The sequence below is a fragment of the Klebsiella sp. EMBS2024 genome (genome assembly GCF_036233805.1).
GTDB lineage: Bacteria > Pseudomonadota > Gammaproteobacteria > Enterobacterales > Enterobacteriaceae > Klebsiella > Klebsiella pneumoniae.
Genome location: NZ_JAZARW010000001.1, coordinates 617,001 through 633,092, shown reverse-complemented (window position 1 = coordinate 633,092; position 16,092 = coordinate 617,001). Strand labels below are relative to the sequence as shown.

The following is a 16,092-nucleotide window of genomic DNA, read 5'->3' as shown; positions in this document are numbered from 1 at the left end:
TAGAAAGGACTGCCCATGTTATTACGTTGCCTGCTCCCTCTGGCGCTGCTGCCCCTGGCCGCCGTCGCCAGCGCCGCCTGTACCCTCACCGACCCGACGCTGACCCTGCAGAGCTATCGGGTGGATGCGCAGAAAGAGCGCATTGCGATGTACTGGCAGGATCGGCACGGCAAAGCCTGGGGTTCCCTGCGTTCGCTGCTGGCGGGTATCGATGGCGACGGCCGGGTGCAGATGGCGATGAACGGCGGCATTTACGATAAGGCCTACGCGCCGCTGGGGCTGTATATCGAAGACGGCAAACGGCTGACGCCGGTAAACCGCTCCGCCGGCGGCGGGAACTTCTTTATCCGCCCCGGCGGCGTATTCCTGGTGGAAAACGGCCGGGCGAAAATCGTGCCGCTGCCGGCGTACAAACCCTCTCCCGCCATCCGCTATGCGGTGCAGTCCGGCCCGATGCTGATTGAAAATGGCGTCATCAACTGGCGACTGAAGCCCTCCGCCAGTTCGCGCAAGCTGCGCAACGGGGTTGGTATCGATAAGCAGGGCCGGGTGGTATTTATGCTCAGCGATCGCGAGACCAACTTTTACGATTTTGCCTGCTATGCGCAGTCAAAGCTTGGCGTGCGGCAGATGCTTTATCTCGACGGCACCCTGTCGAAGATGTACCGCAAAGGCGGCAGCGTGCCGTGGCAGTATCATCCGTTCGTGACCATGATAACGGTGGAGAGAAAATAGCGGGCGCGTTTGGGGGCGGCCATTCCAGCCACGAGAGTGAATAAATTAACGACAGGCCGGGCAAGGTATTGCCGCCGTGCCCGATGTCCTTGCCCGGTGGCGCTGCGCTTACCGGGCCTACAGAGTCTGTTCGCTATGGTGTGGCTCCTGAAATCTACGGGCGTGCAGCAGGGCTGATTCCCGCTGAAATCGGCGAACCGGAGGTCGGCAGATAAGGCGGGGCTCACGCCCAAACGCAACGTGAACGCAAAACCCACCCTCACCCTACCCCTCTCCCAAAGGGAGAGGGGACCGCCCGGTAGTCGTTGCAGCCTGGAGTATCCCCGTTACCGACCGGTAGCGCCGCGCTTAGCCCCGCCGATGCGCCCACTCGCGCATACGCTGAAACAGTACATACAGCGAGGGGATAAACAGGATGCCAACCATCGTCGCCACCAGCATCCCGCTGAACACCGTGGTGCCGATGATCCGCCGGCTCTGCGCCCCGGCGCCGGTGGCGAGCATCATCGGCATGATGCCGATAATAAATGACACCGCGGTCATCATTACCGCGCGGAAGCGGCGGGTAGCCCCCTCGCGCGCAGCGTCGACTATCGACAGCCCCTCCTCGCGCCGGCTGCGGGCGAACTCAACGATCAGAATCGCATTCTTCGCCGCCAGGGCGATCAGCAGCACCAGCCCTATCTGAACATACACATCGTTGGCATAGCCCGCGGTCCACAGCCAGAGCAGCGCTCCGCCGATGGCGAACAGCACCGAGAGCATGACGCTCGCCGGCAGCGTCCAGCTCTCATACTGCGCCACCAGGAACAGCCACGCCATCGCCACCGCCGCCAGCACGATCCACACCGCCTGATTGCCGGTCTGCTGCTCCTGCCAGGAGATCCCGCTCCAGGCATAATCATATCCCGACGGCAGATGGGCCTGCAGAATCTGCTCCATGGCCGCCATCGCCGTGCGGCTGCTGACCCCCTCGGCCGCTGAACCGCTCACCGACACGGACGGGAACTGATTGTACTGCTGAATAAACGGCGCCCCCACCGTCGGCGTAATGGTGACCAGATTGCTCAGCCGCACCCGCTCGCCGTCGCGGCTGCGGACGTACAGCTCGCTAATCTGCTCAGCCCGCTCACGCCACTGCATCTCATTTTGCATCACCACATGATAGACACGATTGTTACGGCTGAAATCGCCGGCGCGCGTGCCGCCGAACGCCGTCTGCAGGCTGCTGAAGATCTGCGCCACCGGCACATCCAGCAGCGCCGCCCGGTCGCGGTCGACCGTCAGGGTCAGCTGCGGCACGTTGCTGCTCCAGGTGGTAAACACCCGGCTCAGCTGCGAATGCTGGTTCGCCAGCTGGAGGATCTGCCGCGTCACCTGCTCCAGCTCCGCCGACGACTGACCGGCCTGCGCCAGGATGCGCAGATCAAACCCCGAGGCATTGCCCAGGCCCGGCAGGGTCGGCGGCGCGAAGGTCATGATCGTCGCCTCGGGTAGCGACAGCAGCTGGCGCTGAATATCCGCCATCACCGCATCCAGCGGCGGCCGCTGATGCCAGTCCTTGAGCATTACCGAGATAAACCCGCCGTTAGAGGCGCTGGTGCCGTTGAGAATGTTGAACCCGGACACCTGAATCACATCCTCCACCGCCGGGTTAGCCATCAGCAGCTTGCGCGCCTGGGCCATCACCGCTTCGGTACGCTCCAGCGACGCCGCCTCCGGCAGCTGCACGCTGGCAAACAGGTAACCCTGATCTTCCTGCGGCAGGAAGCCTTTCGGCATCGAGGTGAAGCTGAACGCCACCAGCGCGCCTGCCGCCACCGTCGCCGCCAGCGCCAGCCAGGGACGGCGGTTCATCCAGCCTACCAGCCGGCCATAGCCGTCGCGGGTGCCGTCGAGAAGACGGTTAAACGCCCGCCACACCGCCGCCGGCCGGGCGGGACGCGGGCGCAGCAGCAGCGCGCAGAGGGCCGGAGTCAGGGTTAACGCCACCAGGCTCGACAGGGCCACCGCGGTGGAGAGCGTCACGGCAAACTGCCGGTACAGCTCGCCGACGATCCCCGGGAGCAGCGCCACCGGCACAAACACCGCCAGCAGCACCAGGGTCGTGGCGATCACCGGCCCGGCGATCTGCCGCAGCGCCTGGGCGGTGGCCTGCAGGCGATCCAGCCCTTCCGCCATTTTGGTTTCCACATTCTCCACCACCACAATGGCGTCATCCACCACCATCGTCAGGGCGAGAATGATCGCGAACAGGCTGAGGGTGTTGGCGCTGTAGCCCAGCAGATAGAGCACCGCAAAGGTGCCGATCAGTGACACCGGGATCGCCAGCACTACGATCAGCGTCGCCCGCCAGCTCTGCAAAAATAGCGACACCACCACGACCACCGCCAGCAGGGTCAGCGCCAGCGAGACGCCGATCTCTTTGATCGTCGCCGCCACAAAGCGGGTGGTATCAAACTTCACCTCCCAGGTGAGATCCGCCGGAAAGCGAGTGTGCAGGCGGTTAAGCTCCGCACGCACTGCGCTGGCGACCTGCAGGGCGTTGGCGGTGGGCGTCGGATAGATCCCCAGATAGGCCGACGCTTTACCGTTCAGCTGGGCGCCGGAGCTGTAGCTGCGGGCGCCCAGCTCAATGGTCGCCACGTCGGCGAGGCGCACCAGCTGCCCCTGCGCGCCGCGGCGGATAATAATCTCGCCAAAGCTGGCCGCCTCGTTCAGACGCCCCAGCCCGTTGATGGTCAGCGTCTGCTGCTGGCCGTTAAATACCGGCGGGGTGCCCACCTGCCCCGCCGCGCCCTGCACATTCTGCTCGCGCAGCGCCTGGGCGACATCATCCGTGGTGATGTTGAGCGCGTTCATGCGGTCCGGGCGCAGCCAGAGACGCATGCTGTAATCCCGGGCGCCAAACATCTGCACCTCGCCGACGCCGGGCAGGCGGGCCAGCGCCTCGCGCACCTGGGTGCTGGCGTAGTTGCTGACAAACAGCGGCGACAGCGTGCCCAGCGGCGAGTAGAGGCTTACCCCCATAAGCAGATTGCTGGCGCGCTTGCGCACCTGGACGCCATTCTGCTGCACCTCCGCCGGGAGCTGCGCCAGCGCCTGCGCCACCCGGTTTTGCACGTCGATCGCCGCCAGGTCGGCATCGGTGCCCGCCGCGAAGGTTATGCTCAGGCGGTACGTCCCCTCATCCGAGCTGGTGGACTCCATATACAGCATATGATCGACGCCGTTGAGCTGGGTCTCCAGCGGGGCGGCGATGGCTTCCGCCACGTCTGACGCGCTGGCGCCCGGCCAGCTGGCGCTGACGTTCACCACCGGGGGGGTGATCGCCGGGTACTGCTCCACCGGGATCAGCTTCAGCGACACCGCGCCGACAAAGGTCAGCAGCAGCGCGATCACCATGGCAAATCGCGGACGACGGATAAAAAAGGTCAGCATCCCTTCTCCTTAGCTAGTTCAGCACCTGCACCGCGGCGCCTTCGCGCAACCGCTGCGCGCCGTCGGTGATCACCTGCTCGCCCGCCTGCAGCCCTTTCTCGACCGCAAACTGCTGCCCCTGCTGCCCCGCGAGGGTCAGACGACGCTGCCCGGCGGTGTGGTCCGGCTTCAGCACCCAGCTGAAAAAGCCCTGCGGATCCTGCTGCACGGCGGCAGCAGGGACCATCACTCGCGACGGCAGTTCCTGCGGACGGAACAGGATCGTCACGCTGCCCCCCGGCAGCAGACGGTGCTGCGGATTGGCGAACTCGGCCCGCACCGCTACGCTGCCGGTGCGGGCGTCGATCCGGTTATCGATAGAGGTCAACACCCCGTCGCGCCGTTTACCATCAATCTCAATCTGCGCCAGCCACGCCTGCTTCAGGGCGTGGATATCGGCGTGCTGGCCGGTTTTACTGAAAAACGCGGCTTCGTCGAGGGCGAACGAGACCCGCACCGGATCCAACTGCACAATGTCCACCAGCACGCCGCTGGACGAATTGACCAGCGTCCCGACGTGAAAGGCGCTATGGCCCACGCGACCGGTCACCGGCGCCGCAATCCGGGTGTAGCTGAGCACTATCCGCTGGGCCTCGACGCGGGCTTTGGCCTGCTGTACGGCAGCGGCGGCGACGTCGCGCTGCATCCGGGCCGTATCGACGTCGTTGCGGCTGATGGAGTGGTTGTTGATAAGCCGCTCGTAGCGAGTGAGCAACTGCTGCGACTGACGTAATGAGGCTTCGGCGCTTTTCAGCTCGGCCTGCGCCAGAGCCAGCGCCGCGCGGGGCTGCGCGTCGTCGAGGGTAAACAGCAGGTCGCCTTCGGTAACATACTGCCCGTCCTGGAAGTGGCGCTGAACAATCACCCCTTCGGTGCGCGCGCGAATGTCGACGGCGCGGATCGCCTCGACCCGCCCGGGGATAGCGCGTTCTTCAGCATGAGGAGCCAGTTCAACCGTGGCGACGCGGACCGGCACCGCCGGCGCGGCGGTCGCCGTCAGGGCGCCGACGACCAGACCGCAGGCCAGCAGAGCAAAGCGGAAGGTTTTAATCATAGAGGATCCTTGCGACAGTAACGCGCGCCTGCAGCGAGGCGCGCGAGATTGTTCAGGCCGTTTTGCGGAACCGGCGCGTCAGACGCTTCTCGATTTCCACCACCAGGAACATGGCGACGCCGATGACCAGAGTGACAAACCAGTAGCGCAGCGGCAGCGCTTCCGTACCAAACATGCTCTGCATCAGCGGGACATAGATAATGACCAGCTGCATCAGCAGCAGGACGCCGGTCACCAGCCAGATGCCTTTGTTGCGCAGCAGACCCATGCTCAGGGAGAAGCTGTCGCTGCTGCGGCAGTTGATCATGTAGACCCACTGCGCCGTCACCAGCATCTGCAGCAGCACGGTGCGGATAAACTCCGGACTGTGGCCGCGCGGCGCCAGCCAGGCCTCAAGGATAAAGGCGGCAATCGCGATCATCGACCCGACGAAAGCCACTCGCCACACGGCGAAACCATCCATCACATGCTGGCCGGTTTTACGCGGCGGACGGTTCATCACGTTGCGCTCTGCGGCCTCAAAGGCCAGGCCGAAGGAGAGCGTCGCCGACGTCGCCATGTTCATCCACAGGATCAGCACCGGGGTCAGCGGAATAATGTTCCCCGCCAGCAGGGCGATGATGATCAGCAGCCCCTGCGCCAGGTTGGTCGGCATGATGAAGAGGATGGTCTTCTTCAGGTTGTCATAGACCCGACGGCCCTCTTTTACCGAGCTGGCGATGGTCGCGAAGTTATCATCGGTTAACACCATGTCGGCCGCCTCTTTGGTGACTTCGGTGCCTTTGATACCCATGGCGATACCCACGTCGGCCTGGCGCAGCGCCGGCGCGTCGTTAACGCCGTCGCCGGTCATGCCGACCACTTCGCCGTTATCCTGCAGGGCTTTAACCAGGCGCAGCTTATGCTCCGGGCTGGTACGGGCAAAGATGTCGTACTCCACCGCCGCCTTCGCCAGCGCCGCATCGTCCATGTGCTCCAGCTGGTAGCCGGTCATGGCCTGGCTGCTGTTGGTGATCCCCAGCATCTGGCCGATGCTCATCGCCGTCTGAGGGTGGTCGCCGGTGATCATTTTCACGCGTATGCCGGCGGTCTGGCAGGCGTGGATGGCGTCAATGGCTTCCGGACGCGGGGGATCCATCATCCCGGCGATGCCGAGGAAAATCAGTCCCTCCTGCAGGTCCTCATGGTTGAGGGTGGTGGCATCAAGGCTGGCCGGCTTACAGGCCGCCGCCACCATCCGCAGTCCCTGACGGGCGAAGCGCGCCATCTCCTCTTCCCAGTACTGCGCCTCGAACGGCACCGCGCCGTGGCGGCTCATCTGCTCGCGGCACATGGCGAAGATAACGTCCGGCGCACCGGTGATCAGCACCCGGGCATTGCCATCGATGTGCTGCAGGGTCGACATATATTTGTACTGCGAGTCAAAGGGGATCTTGGCCACCAGACGGGCCTCCACCGCCGGGAGCTGCGCTTTCGCCGCCAGCACTTTAAGCGCCCCTTCGGTCGGCCCGCCGGTGATCCCCCACAGACCGCGCTCATCCTGGGTAAGCTGGCTGTCGTTACACAGGTCGATGGTGCGCAGCCAGGTCTCCAGCACGGTGCCGGGCTGAACCTGCACGGGCTCATCGCTCCCCTCGAGGAAGATCCGCCCCTGCGGCTCGTAGCTGTCGCCTTCCACCCGATAGCAGCAGTCGGCGGTGATGATCGCTTTGACGGTCATTTCGTTCATCGTCAGGGTGCCGGTTTTATCCGAGCAGACCACGGTCATGGCGCCGAGGGTTTCCACGGTCGGCAGCTTACGAATAATCGCCCGCTTGCGCGCCATCGTCTGCACGCCGAGCGACAGAATAATCGAGATGATCGCCGGCAGTCCTTCCGGTACCGCGGCTACCGCCAGGCTAATCAGCGACAGCAGCAGCTCGCCCATCGGGATATCCCGCAGCGCGAGGCTGAAGATAAACAGCGCCACCATCATGGCGAGAATAATGGCGAAAATCGCTTTGCCGAGCTTATCCATCTGCACCAGCAGCGGGGTACGGTGCTTCTCAATACCCGCCATCATCTGGTTGATATGGCCGAGTTCGGTCTGCGCGCCGGTGGCGGTCACCACGCCGACGCCGCCGCCGGCGCTGACGGTGGTCCCGGAAAAGACCATGTTCACCCGGTCGCCCAGCGGCAGATCGCCCTCCAGCGCGTCGGTGATTTTATCCACCACCGTCGACTCGCCGGTGAGGATCGCCTCTTCCACCCGCAGGTTGTGGGTTTCAATCAGGCGCATATCCGCCGGCACGCGGTCGCCGGCACGCAGGATAACGATATCCCCCGGAACCAGGTCGCGCGTCGGGATAGTCTCATGCTTGCCGTTACGCTGGACGCGGGCATCGCTGGAGAGCATGTTGCGGATCCCCTGCAGCGATTTTTCGGCGTTGCTCTCCTGGATATGACCGATCAGGGCGTTAATCACCGTCACGCCGAGGATCACCAGGGTATCGACCCAGTGCCCCATGATGGCGGTCAGCGCCGCGGCGGCCAGCAGCACGTAAATCAGTACGTCGTTAAAGTGGGCGAGAAAGCGCAGCCAGCCCGGTTTGCCTTTCTTTTCCGGCAGCGCATTCGGCCCACAGGTATTCAGGCGCTCGGCGGCGTCTGCGGAACTTAACCCAGCGGCCTGGCTTTTGGTCTGCGCCAGCACTGCGTCAACGGTCTGCTGCCAGACCTGCCGTGGCGCGGTGTCGCCCGAGGGCGTCGTAAACTTTGGGTTATTCATCTTGGTCAATTTACATTTTCCTTATAAATTCCGTGAGTCGGAAAGCCTGAAATCATTCCTGGCCAATGAAGTAAAAGAGGGCAAAAATGCCGATAAAAATGTGAACCAATACAAGTCTAAATTTTTCGCAAAATAAAAATTTNGTGATAAGTTAATTCCACAAACCAACTATTACAGAATATTAATAAACCAAAACTAAACGAGGTAAAATATGTTTGGAATCTACCGTGGGCGCCGTCTGGCGCTGTACATCGCGCTAGCTATCATCATTGCTACGCTGGTGGGATATAGCACTTACAGTTTTGTAAAAGCGCTGGCATAATAATGACGTTAATTTACATCCGGCTGCAATTAACTTAATTACAAATTATTTCAGATTAATTAACATGAGAGCTAAAGGCAGGCGATAATATTTAAAATAGTCGTGTTATAGCGAGTAAAAAAACAAAGCATATTGCGTTAAGCATTATTTTACCGGACAATATGTTTTTTAACTGATGATTAACATGACATGAAACATCCACTGGAAACGCTGCTCTCCGCCGCCGGGATCTTACTGCTGGCCCTGCTCTCCTGTCTGCTGTTGCCCGCGCCTTCGCTGGGCCTGACGCTGGCGCAAAAGCTGGTTGAGACATTCCATATGATGGATCTCAACCAGCTCTATACGGTGCTGTTTTGTCTGTGGTTCTTAGCGCTGGGCGCCATTGAGTATCTGGTGCTGCGCTGGGTGTGGCGTCGCTGGTTTTCCCTCGAGCGGTAAACCAGGAGAGGCGCGCCTCAGTGGGCGCGACTGTGGTTCTCTTTGCGGTAGGCGCCCGGCGGCTGATTGAAGGTCCGGGTGAAGACGCGGGTAAAGGTCTGTTGCGAATCGAAGCCATACTTCAGGCAGATATCGTAGACCCGCTGATCGGTGTCGCGCAGATCGCGGGCGGCCAGCAGCAGCTTCCTTTCGCGAATATAGCGCCCCAGGCTCTCCCCTTTGTACTGTAAAAACAGCCGTTGCAGATGCCATTTCGAATACCCGGCATGGCGAGCGATATCATCAATACGCAGCGGTTGATGCAGGTTATCATCAATCCACTCGACGATAGTATCAATCACCTGAGCGGAAATCGTCATATGCTCTCTCCTCTGATACTGCACTGGCGCTTAGCGCCACCAGGCGTTAAATGATTGCGTCTTATCGGCGACCCACACCGGCTCGCCCTGCACAGGCGTCAGCAGACGCCAGGCCCTTCCTTCGCTGGCAGCCGCCAGCCGTTGATACGGTTCATCCCAGCTGTGTTTCGCCAAAACGAATCGTCCAGCATGCCCAGGCAGCACCGCGCGAGCGCGCAGGTCGTCGGCAGCCTGAGCCGTTTCATCCGGCATCATGTGGATATATTTCCAGTCCTGGTCATACTGCCCGTTCTCCATGATCGCCAGATCGACCGGACCGAACTCATCGCCTATCGCTTTAAAGTGCGGCCCATACCCGCTGTCGCCGCTGTAATAAATCTTTTGCTGCCGGGTAACGAACAGAAAACTGGCCCACAGCGTCTGGTTACGCTTCAGCCCACGGCCGGAAAAGTGCCGCGCCGGCAGCACGTGGACGGTGAGCTCGTCGCTGGCCGGTACCGCCTGCTGCCAGTCCGCTTCGGTAATCAGCGCCCCGTCCATTCCCCAGTAGCGCAGATGCGATCCGACCCCCAGCGGCGTAATGACCCGCTTAATTTTCGGCAGTAAGGCGCGAATGGTGGCGTAATCCAGATGGTCGTAGTGATCGTGGGAGATGATCAGCAGATCGATCTCCGGCATCCCTTCCGCCCGCCACGGATAGTCGCCGGGGAAGGCTTTATTGATAAAAGAGAACGGCGCCGCGTAATCGCTGAACACCGGGTCGATCAGGATGCGTTTTCCCGCCAGCTGCAGGTACCAGGAGGAGTGGCCGAGCCAGACCATCACATCCTGCCCGAGGGGCAGCGTCGCCAGATCGGTCTTCACCAGCGGCAGCGGTTGCGCGGGACGGGCGTTTTCCCGTTTGGTCATCAGGAAATCCCACCACGCCGCCAGCATATTTTTCTGCCCGGTGAACCCTGGCGTGGGCAACTGGTTATGGAACTGGCCGTCCCGGTAGTGGGGAGACGCTTCCACCTGGCTAAGCTGTGCCCCCTGCGGCGCCTTACCAAAACCGGCATTAAGAACAAACGGCAATGTCGTTGCTGCTGCGAGTAACATGATGGCGACCACGCTGAAAGTGACACGGTTCATATCCTGACCAGACAAAAGCCCCCATCCCGGAGGCTTTATGATATAACTTGATTATGAGTGAGTACGCACTCATTATTAGGAAAGCGATGAAAGTCGTCAAGACGATTTTCAATTTTTGCGTTCCGCCGTTGCAGCGACCTGGTCAGACGTGCCAAGATCGGCGGTTTGTTTAAACCTGCGTGAGGAAAAAAGTAGTGGCTCGTCCAAAGAGTGAAGATAAAAAGCAAGCGTTACTGGAAGCTGCCACCGCGGCTTTCGCCCAGTCCGGCATAGCCGCCTCGACGTCGGCCATCGCCCGCAGCGCCGGTGTGGCCGAGGGAACGCTGTTTCGCTATTTCGCCACCAAGGATGAGTTGCTCAACGAGCTGTACCTCGCGATTAAGCTGCGCCTGGTGCGCACAATGATCGCCGGGCTGGATCCGGACGAGAAGCGCCCGAAAGAGAACGCGCGCAATATCTGGAACAGCTATATCGACTGGGGCGTGCGCAACCCGATGGAGCACAAAGCGATCCGCCGGATGGCGCTCAGCGAGCGCATCACCGACGAAACCCGCCGCCAGGTAAAAGAGAGCTTTCCGGAGCTCAACGAAATGTGCCAGCTGTCGGTGAAAGAGATATTCCTCAGCGAGGCGTACCGCGCCTTTGGCGACGCCCTGTTTCTGTCGCTGGCGGAAACCACCATCGAATTCGCCAGCCACGATCCGCAGCGCGCCCGGGAGATTATCGCCCTCGGCTTTGAAGCCATGTGGCACGCCCTGCATGAGGCGGACGCATAATGACGCCGGAAACACTGCATCCCTGCGCTCACCGTATCGCCCTGACCTACCCGTTTACCGAACACTGCTGGCCCTTTGGGCCAGAGTACGACGTGTTTAAGGTCGACGGCCGCATCTTTATGATCACCATGACTATTCGCGGGCGGGCGCTGGTCAATCTCAAGGCCGAGCCGCAGAAGTCGCTGCTGAATCAGCAAATTTATCGCAGTATCGAACCCGGCTACCATATGAACAAGAAACACTGGATCACGGTGGTGCCAGGAGAGGATATTAGCGAGGATCTGCTGGCCGAGCTGATTGACGATTCGTGGCATCAGGTGGTGAACAAGCTGAGTAAAAAGGCCCAGCAGCGCCTGCGTCCGCGCTGATTTTCAGCCAAATGCGATAAGTGTTATCGCATTTTTCACCCTTATCATTTTGCGATCTTCGCTGTACTCTTCCTCTCCTGAACGCACCGGTAAGGTGCTGTAAACTGTGAGGAAGAGTTATGGATATCGTATCGGTCGCTTTGAAGCGCTATTCCACCAAGGCCTTTGACGCCACGAAAAAGCTGACTGCCGGGGAAGCGGAACAGCTGAAAACGCTGCTGCAGTACAGCCCGTCTAGCACCAACTCCCAGCCGTGGCACTTTATTGTCGCCAGCACCGATGAAGGGAAAGCTCGCGTGGCGAAAGCCGCCAGCGGCACCTACGTGTTCAACGAACGTAAAATTCTCGACGCCTCGCACGTGGTGGTGTTCTGCGCGAAAACCGCGATGGACGACGCCTGGCTGCAGCGCGTGGTGGATCAGGAAGAGGCCGATGGCCGTTTTGCCACCCCGGACGCAAAAGCCGCTAACCACAAGGGTCGCACCTTCTTTGCCGATATGCACCGCAAAGAGCTGAAAGATGACGATCAGTGGATGGCGAAACAGGTGTATCTCAACGTCGGCAATTTCCTGCTGGGCGTAGCGGCGATGGGTCTCGACGCCGTGCCGATTGAAGGGGTCGATTTTGCGATCCTCGATGAGGAATTTGACCTGAAAGCCCAGGGCTACACCAGCCTGGTGGTAGTCCCGGTCGGCCACCATAGCGTAGAAGATTTCAACGCTACCCTGCCGAAGTCGCGTCTGCCGCAGTCGACGACCATTACCGAGATTTAATTCCCTTCTGCCGGGAACGCCCGGGCCATGGCGCAGCAGCGTCTCGCCCGGGACTTTCTTCACCCACTCTTTCCCCCTCTTTTCTGCCGTTTGTGCCAAGTTTCTGGCGCTCATAATCCTGCTTGTGCCAGGAATAACGACTTTAGTGTGAACCAGACGATTTAATTAATTGATAAATAATACTTTTCATTTCTGGCACGCCCTTTGCTCTTAACAGATACCGCTATCTGGATGAAGGAGAAACCGGGTGAAACATATCTATGTGGCCAGCCACGGCCATTTTGCTCGCGGACTGGTGAACAGTTTGTCGCTGCTGATTGGCGACGAACACGGCGTTATCCCGGTCTGCGCCTATGACGAAGATATCGTGACCACCGAACAGCTGGAGCAAACCCTGGAGCATCTCATCGTCCAGGCGAATGGTGATGAAGTGGTGATCTTCACCGACCTGCTTGGCGGCAGTATCAACAATAGCGCCGTGAGCGTCTTGATGCGACATCGCAACGTTTTCGTGGTCGCCGGCATCAATCTGACTCTGCTGCTGGAGTTTCTGCTGTGCGAAGAAGCCACTACCGAGGCCGCGATTATCTACGCCACCAGCGCGGCGCGTGAATCCATTGTTTTCATCAATCCTCTAATAACACAACCATCCTCTGACCCACAGGGAGAATCTCATGATTAAACTCGTGCGCATTGATTATCGGCTGCTGCACGGCCAGGTGGTTTTTGCCTGGACCCGAGCGCTGGATATCGACCATATCATCGTCGCCAACGCCAAAGCCGCGGCGGATGCCTTCATTACGATGTCGCTTAACCTGGCAAAGCCAGCGGGCGTCACGCTGGACATCGCCACCGTTGAACAGGCGGCGGAAAAGCTTAACAGCGGCAAGTTGGATCATAAAAAAGTCATGGTGGTCCTGGGCAATACTGCGGAAACCCTCGCGCTAGTGGAAAAAGTCCCGGGAATTAGCGCAATTAATTACGGCGGTCTGCCACAGAAGGAAGGGGCAAGACAATTCGGCAAGGCCATCTATCTGACCGAAGAGGAAATCGCCCATAGCAGAGCGCTAAAAGAAAAAGGTATTCGGCTGGAGATGCGTCAGGTACCCGCCCACTCGGCTGAACTCCTTAACGACCAACTTTAACTTCGGAGGTCACTATGTTGCTCACCGCAACGTTACTCGGACTGATCGCTGCCCTGGGGATACTTGATGGTCGCCTGCTTGGGGTATCAATGATCGATCGACCGCTGGTGATGTGCGCCCTCACCGGTCTGGTCTGCGGTAATTTACATGAGGGGATTCTGATTGGCGCTACGCTGGAGCTTATTTTCCTCGGCAACGTCGCCATCGGCGCCGCGCACCCGCCAGATATCGTGACCGGCTCCGTATTGGCCACCGCGTTTTCGATCATGTCCGGTCGTGGTCCAGAGGCTGCGCTCACCATCGCCATCCCTGTCTCAATGCTGGCGCAGACGCTGGGAATCCTGGTGCGCGTGGTGAACGCCCGCTTTGGTCATCTGGCGGACCGCTATGCGGCACAAGGTAATACCCGAATGGTCGGCCTGATGCACCTCGCCGGTCCGACGCTACTCTATTTTTTAAACGGATTTCTACCGGTATTTTTTGCCATTCTGCTTGGTTCTTCGGCGGTAAGCTGGTTCCTGGAGGCCATTCCGCCGGTGATAACCAATGGATTGATCGTCGCCAGTAAGATCCTGCCAGCGCTCGGCTTCGCCCTGCTGATCAGCATGATGCTCAGCAGCAAACTGATGCCGTACCTCGGTCTGGGATTTCTGATAGCGGCATATACCAAACTGGATATCATCGCCATCGCGCTGTTCGCTGTGGTGTTGGCATTTATCATCAGCCAGTTCCTTAATCTTAAGCAGCAGGAGAGCTAATCATGAGCGAAATGACGCAAACTGTGACTGGCGCTACTCAGCCGCAAAGCGATGATGCAAGCCGCATCACCGCCCGCGATTTACGCAGCGTGTTCTGGCGCTCCTTTACGCTACAGGGCTCTTGGAACTACGAGCGCCAGCAGCATATGGGCTATGCCTTCGCAATGTCGCCAGCCCTGAAGCGCATCTATCAGGACCCAACGGAGCTGGGGCGCGCCCTGCAGCGTCATCTGGTGCTGTTTAACACCACGCCCCATCTCTCGACCTTTATCTTCGGCCTGTCGATTGCCATGGAAGAAGAGAACCAGCGTAACCCCGAATTTAATGAGGAGTCGATAAACGCGATTAAAACCAGCCTGATGGGGCCGCTGGCGGGCATCGGCGACTCCATATTCTGGGGATCATTAAAGGTTATCGCCGCCGGGATGGGTATCTATTTCGCCCAGCAGGGCAGCCTGCTGGGACCGATACTGGCGCTGTTAGTTTATAACCTGCCGCATCTTTTGTGCCGCTGGTATGGCCTGAAGCTCGGCTACCGGGCGGGTACGACCTGGCTGATGAGAATTTACCAAAGCGGCCTTATGGACCGGGTGACCTATATCGCATCAATTGTTGGCCTCATGGTCGTCGGCGCGATGACCGCCAGCATGATAGATATCACCACCCCGCTCAGCTTTACCGCCGGGCAGACCACCATGAAGGCGCAGGAGTTTATTGACAAAATACTTCCTTCGCTGCTGCCGCTGCTTTTCACCCTTGGGATGTACAAGTTGATCCGCAAGGGAGTCAATATTAACTGGATCCTGCTAGGAACCGTCGCGTTTGGCATGGCGGCCAGCGCGCTAGGCCTGCTTTAAGAAGAGGAATATCACCCATGCACGTAGAAGACTATATGAATGAAACACCCGCCTGTCTGCTCGCTATGCTGACGCAGACGCGGGAAGATCTCTGGCAGGCGGCAAAAGCGCTAACGGAGCGCGGCGTCACGCGTATTATCCTGACCGGCTCCGGTACCTCTTATCACGGCGCGCTGACCGCCCGCTCGTTTATGCAGCAGTGGTGCGGGCTACCCGTTGATGTCTACTGGCCTTTTCTGCTGGATGATTCGGCGCTGACCCTCAGCGACAAAGCGCTGGTCATCGGTATTTCTCAGGGAGGCGGCAGCCTCTCTACCCTCGCCGCAATGGAACGCGCCCGGGCAGCCGGGCATCTTACCGCTTCCATGGCCGGGGAAGCGCCAGCCGTTATCGACCGGGCGGCAGATTTGGTCTTAACAGTACCCTGTGGAGAAGAGCGGGCTGGCGCCAAAACCAAAGGGTATCACTGCACCATACTTAATCTGATGCTGCTGGGGCTTGCTGTCGCCAGTCGCCAGCGGCGCCTGAGCGATGAGGAGCGCAAGGCGCTACTCATCCGCATGGATACCACGTTTAATCATTTGCCGACGCTCATTGAGGCCTCGCAGGCGTGGGTTCTCAATCATGCCCGACCGCTTATCGACAGCGCGGACATTCGCCTGACCGGTCCGGCAAGGCTGTTTGGCACCGTTCAGGAAGGTGCGCTAAAGATGCTTGAAACGCTACGCTGTCCGGTTGCCGGTTACGAATTTGAGGAGTTCATCCACGGGATCTATAACGCCTTCGACGAGCGCTCTACCCTGATCATGCTCGATCCGTTTCCCGATGAGCGTCAGGATCGCCTGGCGGAAATACTTGGCGGCTGGACTCAGCATATTTATCGCATTGGTCCACAAGTCGAAAATAACGGCAAAAATATGCCCTTCGCATTTATTAACGATCCCGACTTTGCGGTCTTTGAATATATTATTCCGTTACAAATGGTTTGTGCCCGACTGCCGCCAGTGAAGGGCATCGATCCCGCAATACCGAAGGATCCGCAGTTCCACCAGAAAATGAAAAGTAAACAACTCAATTAATTGACGCATAGTAAAAGTTATCCGCTATTCAGCGGAGGACCCGTTACATC

The 16,092-nt window shown here is 59.6% G+C and carries 15 protein-coding genes; 10 read left to right on the top strand and 5 right to left on the bottom strand.

Annotation, left to right across the window (positions count from 1 at the left end; genetic code table 11):
- Positions 1 to 15: 15 nt before the first annotated feature.
- Positions 16 to 735 carry a phosphodiester glycosidase family protein gene (locus VZP09_RS02905; protein ID WP_004176956.1) on the top strand — a complete coding sequence of 240 codons (720 nt, stop codon included), beginning with the start codon at positions 16 to 18 and terminating at the stop codon, positions 733 to 735.
- A gap of 348 nt (positions 736 to 1,083) precedes the next feature.
- Here the strand turns inward: VZP09_RS02905 and VZP09_RS02900 are convergent, their stop codons facing one another.
- Genes VZP09_RS02900 through VZP09_RS02890 form a run of 3 tightly spaced genes read right to left on the bottom strand, consistent with a single transcriptional unit; the run spans position 1,084 to position 8,045 of the window.
- On the bottom strand, positions 1,084 to 4,176 hold the full coding sequence (locus VZP09_RS02900; RefSeq protein ID WP_004223499.1) for an efflux RND transporter permease subunit: 3,093 nt from the start codon (positions 4,174 to 4,176) through the stop codon (positions 1,084 to 1,086).
- A 13-nt stretch (positions 4,177 to 4,189) separates the two neighbouring features.
- Positions 4,190 to 5,269, bottom strand: coding sequence for an efflux RND transporter periplasmic adaptor subunit (locus VZP09_RS02895; protein ID WP_040088654.1), 1,080 nt, complete (start codon positions 5,267 to 5,269; stop codon positions 4,190 to 4,192).
- A gap of 52 nt (positions 5,270 to 5,321) precedes the next feature.
- The gene (locus tag VZP09_RS02890; RefSeq protein ID WP_019704896.1) at positions 5,322 to 8,045 is read right to left on the bottom strand and encodes a cation-transporting P-type ATPase; all 2,724 of its coding nucleotides are present in this window, start codon (positions 8,043 to 8,045) and stop codon (positions 5,322 to 5,324) included.
- A gap of 502 nt (positions 8,046 to 8,547) precedes the next feature.
- Here VZP09_RS02890 and VZP09_RS02885 point away from each other — a divergent pair.
- Positions 8,548 to 8,796, top strand: a complete 249-nt coding sequence (locus tag VZP09_RS02885) for a DUF1158 domain-containing protein (protein ID WP_002893037.1) — start codon at positions 8,548 to 8,550, stop codon at positions 8,794 to 8,796.
- A gap of 17 nt (positions 8,797 to 8,813) precedes the next feature.
- Here the strand turns inward: VZP09_RS02885 and VZP09_RS02880 are convergent, their stop codons facing one another.
- Both VZP09_RS02880 and VZP09_RS02875 read right to left on the bottom strand, forming a co-directional pair.
- On the bottom strand, positions 8,814 to 9,155 hold the full coding sequence (locus VZP09_RS02880; protein ID WP_002893035.1) for a RamA family antibiotic efflux transcriptional regulator: 342 nt from the start codon (positions 9,153 to 9,155) through the stop codon (positions 8,814 to 8,816).
- Positions 9,156 to 9,185: 30 nt separating this feature from the next.
- The gene (locus VZP09_RS02875) at positions 9,186 to 10,301 is read right to left on the bottom strand and encodes an MBL fold metallo-hydrolase (RefSeq protein WP_012737592.1); all 1,116 of its coding nucleotides are present in this window, start codon (positions 10,299 to 10,301) and stop codon (positions 9,186 to 9,188) included.
- 179 nt (positions 10,302 to 10,480) lie between these two features.
- On the opposite strand from VZP09_RS02875, the gene VZP09_RS02870 reads away from it, so the two are divergent.
- The 8 genes from VZP09_RS02870 (at position 10,481) to VZP09_RS02835 (ending at position 16,042) form a co-directional block, all read left to right on the top strand.
- Positions 10,481 to 11,062, top strand: coding sequence for a TetR/AcrR family transcriptional regulator (locus tag VZP09_RS02870; RefSeq protein WP_004176968.1), 582 nt, complete (start codon positions 10,481 to 10,483; stop codon positions 11,060 to 11,062).
- Positions 11,062 to 11,430: an MmcQ/YjbR family DNA-binding protein gene (locus VZP09_RS02865; protein WP_004142557.1), complete on the top strand. Its 369-nt coding sequence runs from the start codon at positions 11,062 to 11,064 to the stop codon at positions 11,428 to 11,430. The genes VZP09_RS02870 and VZP09_RS02865 overlap by 1 nt, the downstream gene beginning before the upstream one ends.
- A 119-nt stretch (positions 11,431 to 11,549) precedes the next feature.
- A complete protein-coding gene (nfsB, locus tag VZP09_RS02860) occupies positions 11,550 to 12,203 on the top strand; it encodes an oxygen-insensitive NAD(P)H nitroreductase (RefSeq protein WP_004178896.1) in 654 nt (217 codons plus the stop codon).
- Positions 12,204 to 12,450: 247 nt separating this feature from the next.
- Positions 12,451 to 12,885 carry a PTS sugar transporter subunit IIA gene (locus VZP09_RS02855; protein ID WP_002893017.1) on the top strand — a complete coding sequence of 145 codons (435 nt, stop codon included), beginning with the start codon at positions 12,451 to 12,453 and terminating at the stop codon, positions 12,883 to 12,885.
- On the top strand, positions 12,878 to 13,348 hold the full coding sequence (locus VZP09_RS02850; protein ID WP_004176974.1) for a PTS sugar transporter subunit IIB: 471 nt from the start codon (positions 12,878 to 12,880) through the stop codon (positions 13,346 to 13,348). The genes VZP09_RS02855 and VZP09_RS02850 overlap by 8 nt, the downstream gene beginning before the upstream one ends.
- Positions 13,349 to 13,362: 14 nt before the next feature.
- Entirely contained in the window at positions 13,363 to 14,106 is a 744-nt protein-coding gene (locus VZP09_RS02845) for a PTS mannose/fructose/sorbose/N-acetylgalactosamine transporter subunit IIC (RefSeq protein ID WP_004183295.1), read from the top strand.
- 2 nt (positions 14,107 to 14,108) lie between these two features.
- Positions 14,109 to 14,963: a PTS system mannose/fructose/sorbose family transporter subunit IID gene (locus VZP09_RS02840; protein ID WP_004176976.1), complete on the top strand. Its 855-nt coding sequence runs from the start codon at positions 14,109 to 14,111 to the stop codon at positions 14,961 to 14,963.
- Between the two features lie 17 nt (positions 14,964 to 14,980).
- A complete protein-coding gene (locus VZP09_RS02835; protein WP_004183293.1) occupies positions 14,981 to 16,042 on the top strand; it encodes an SIS domain-containing protein in 1,062 nt (353 codons plus the stop codon).
- Positions 16,043 to 16,092 lie beyond the last annotated feature (50 nt).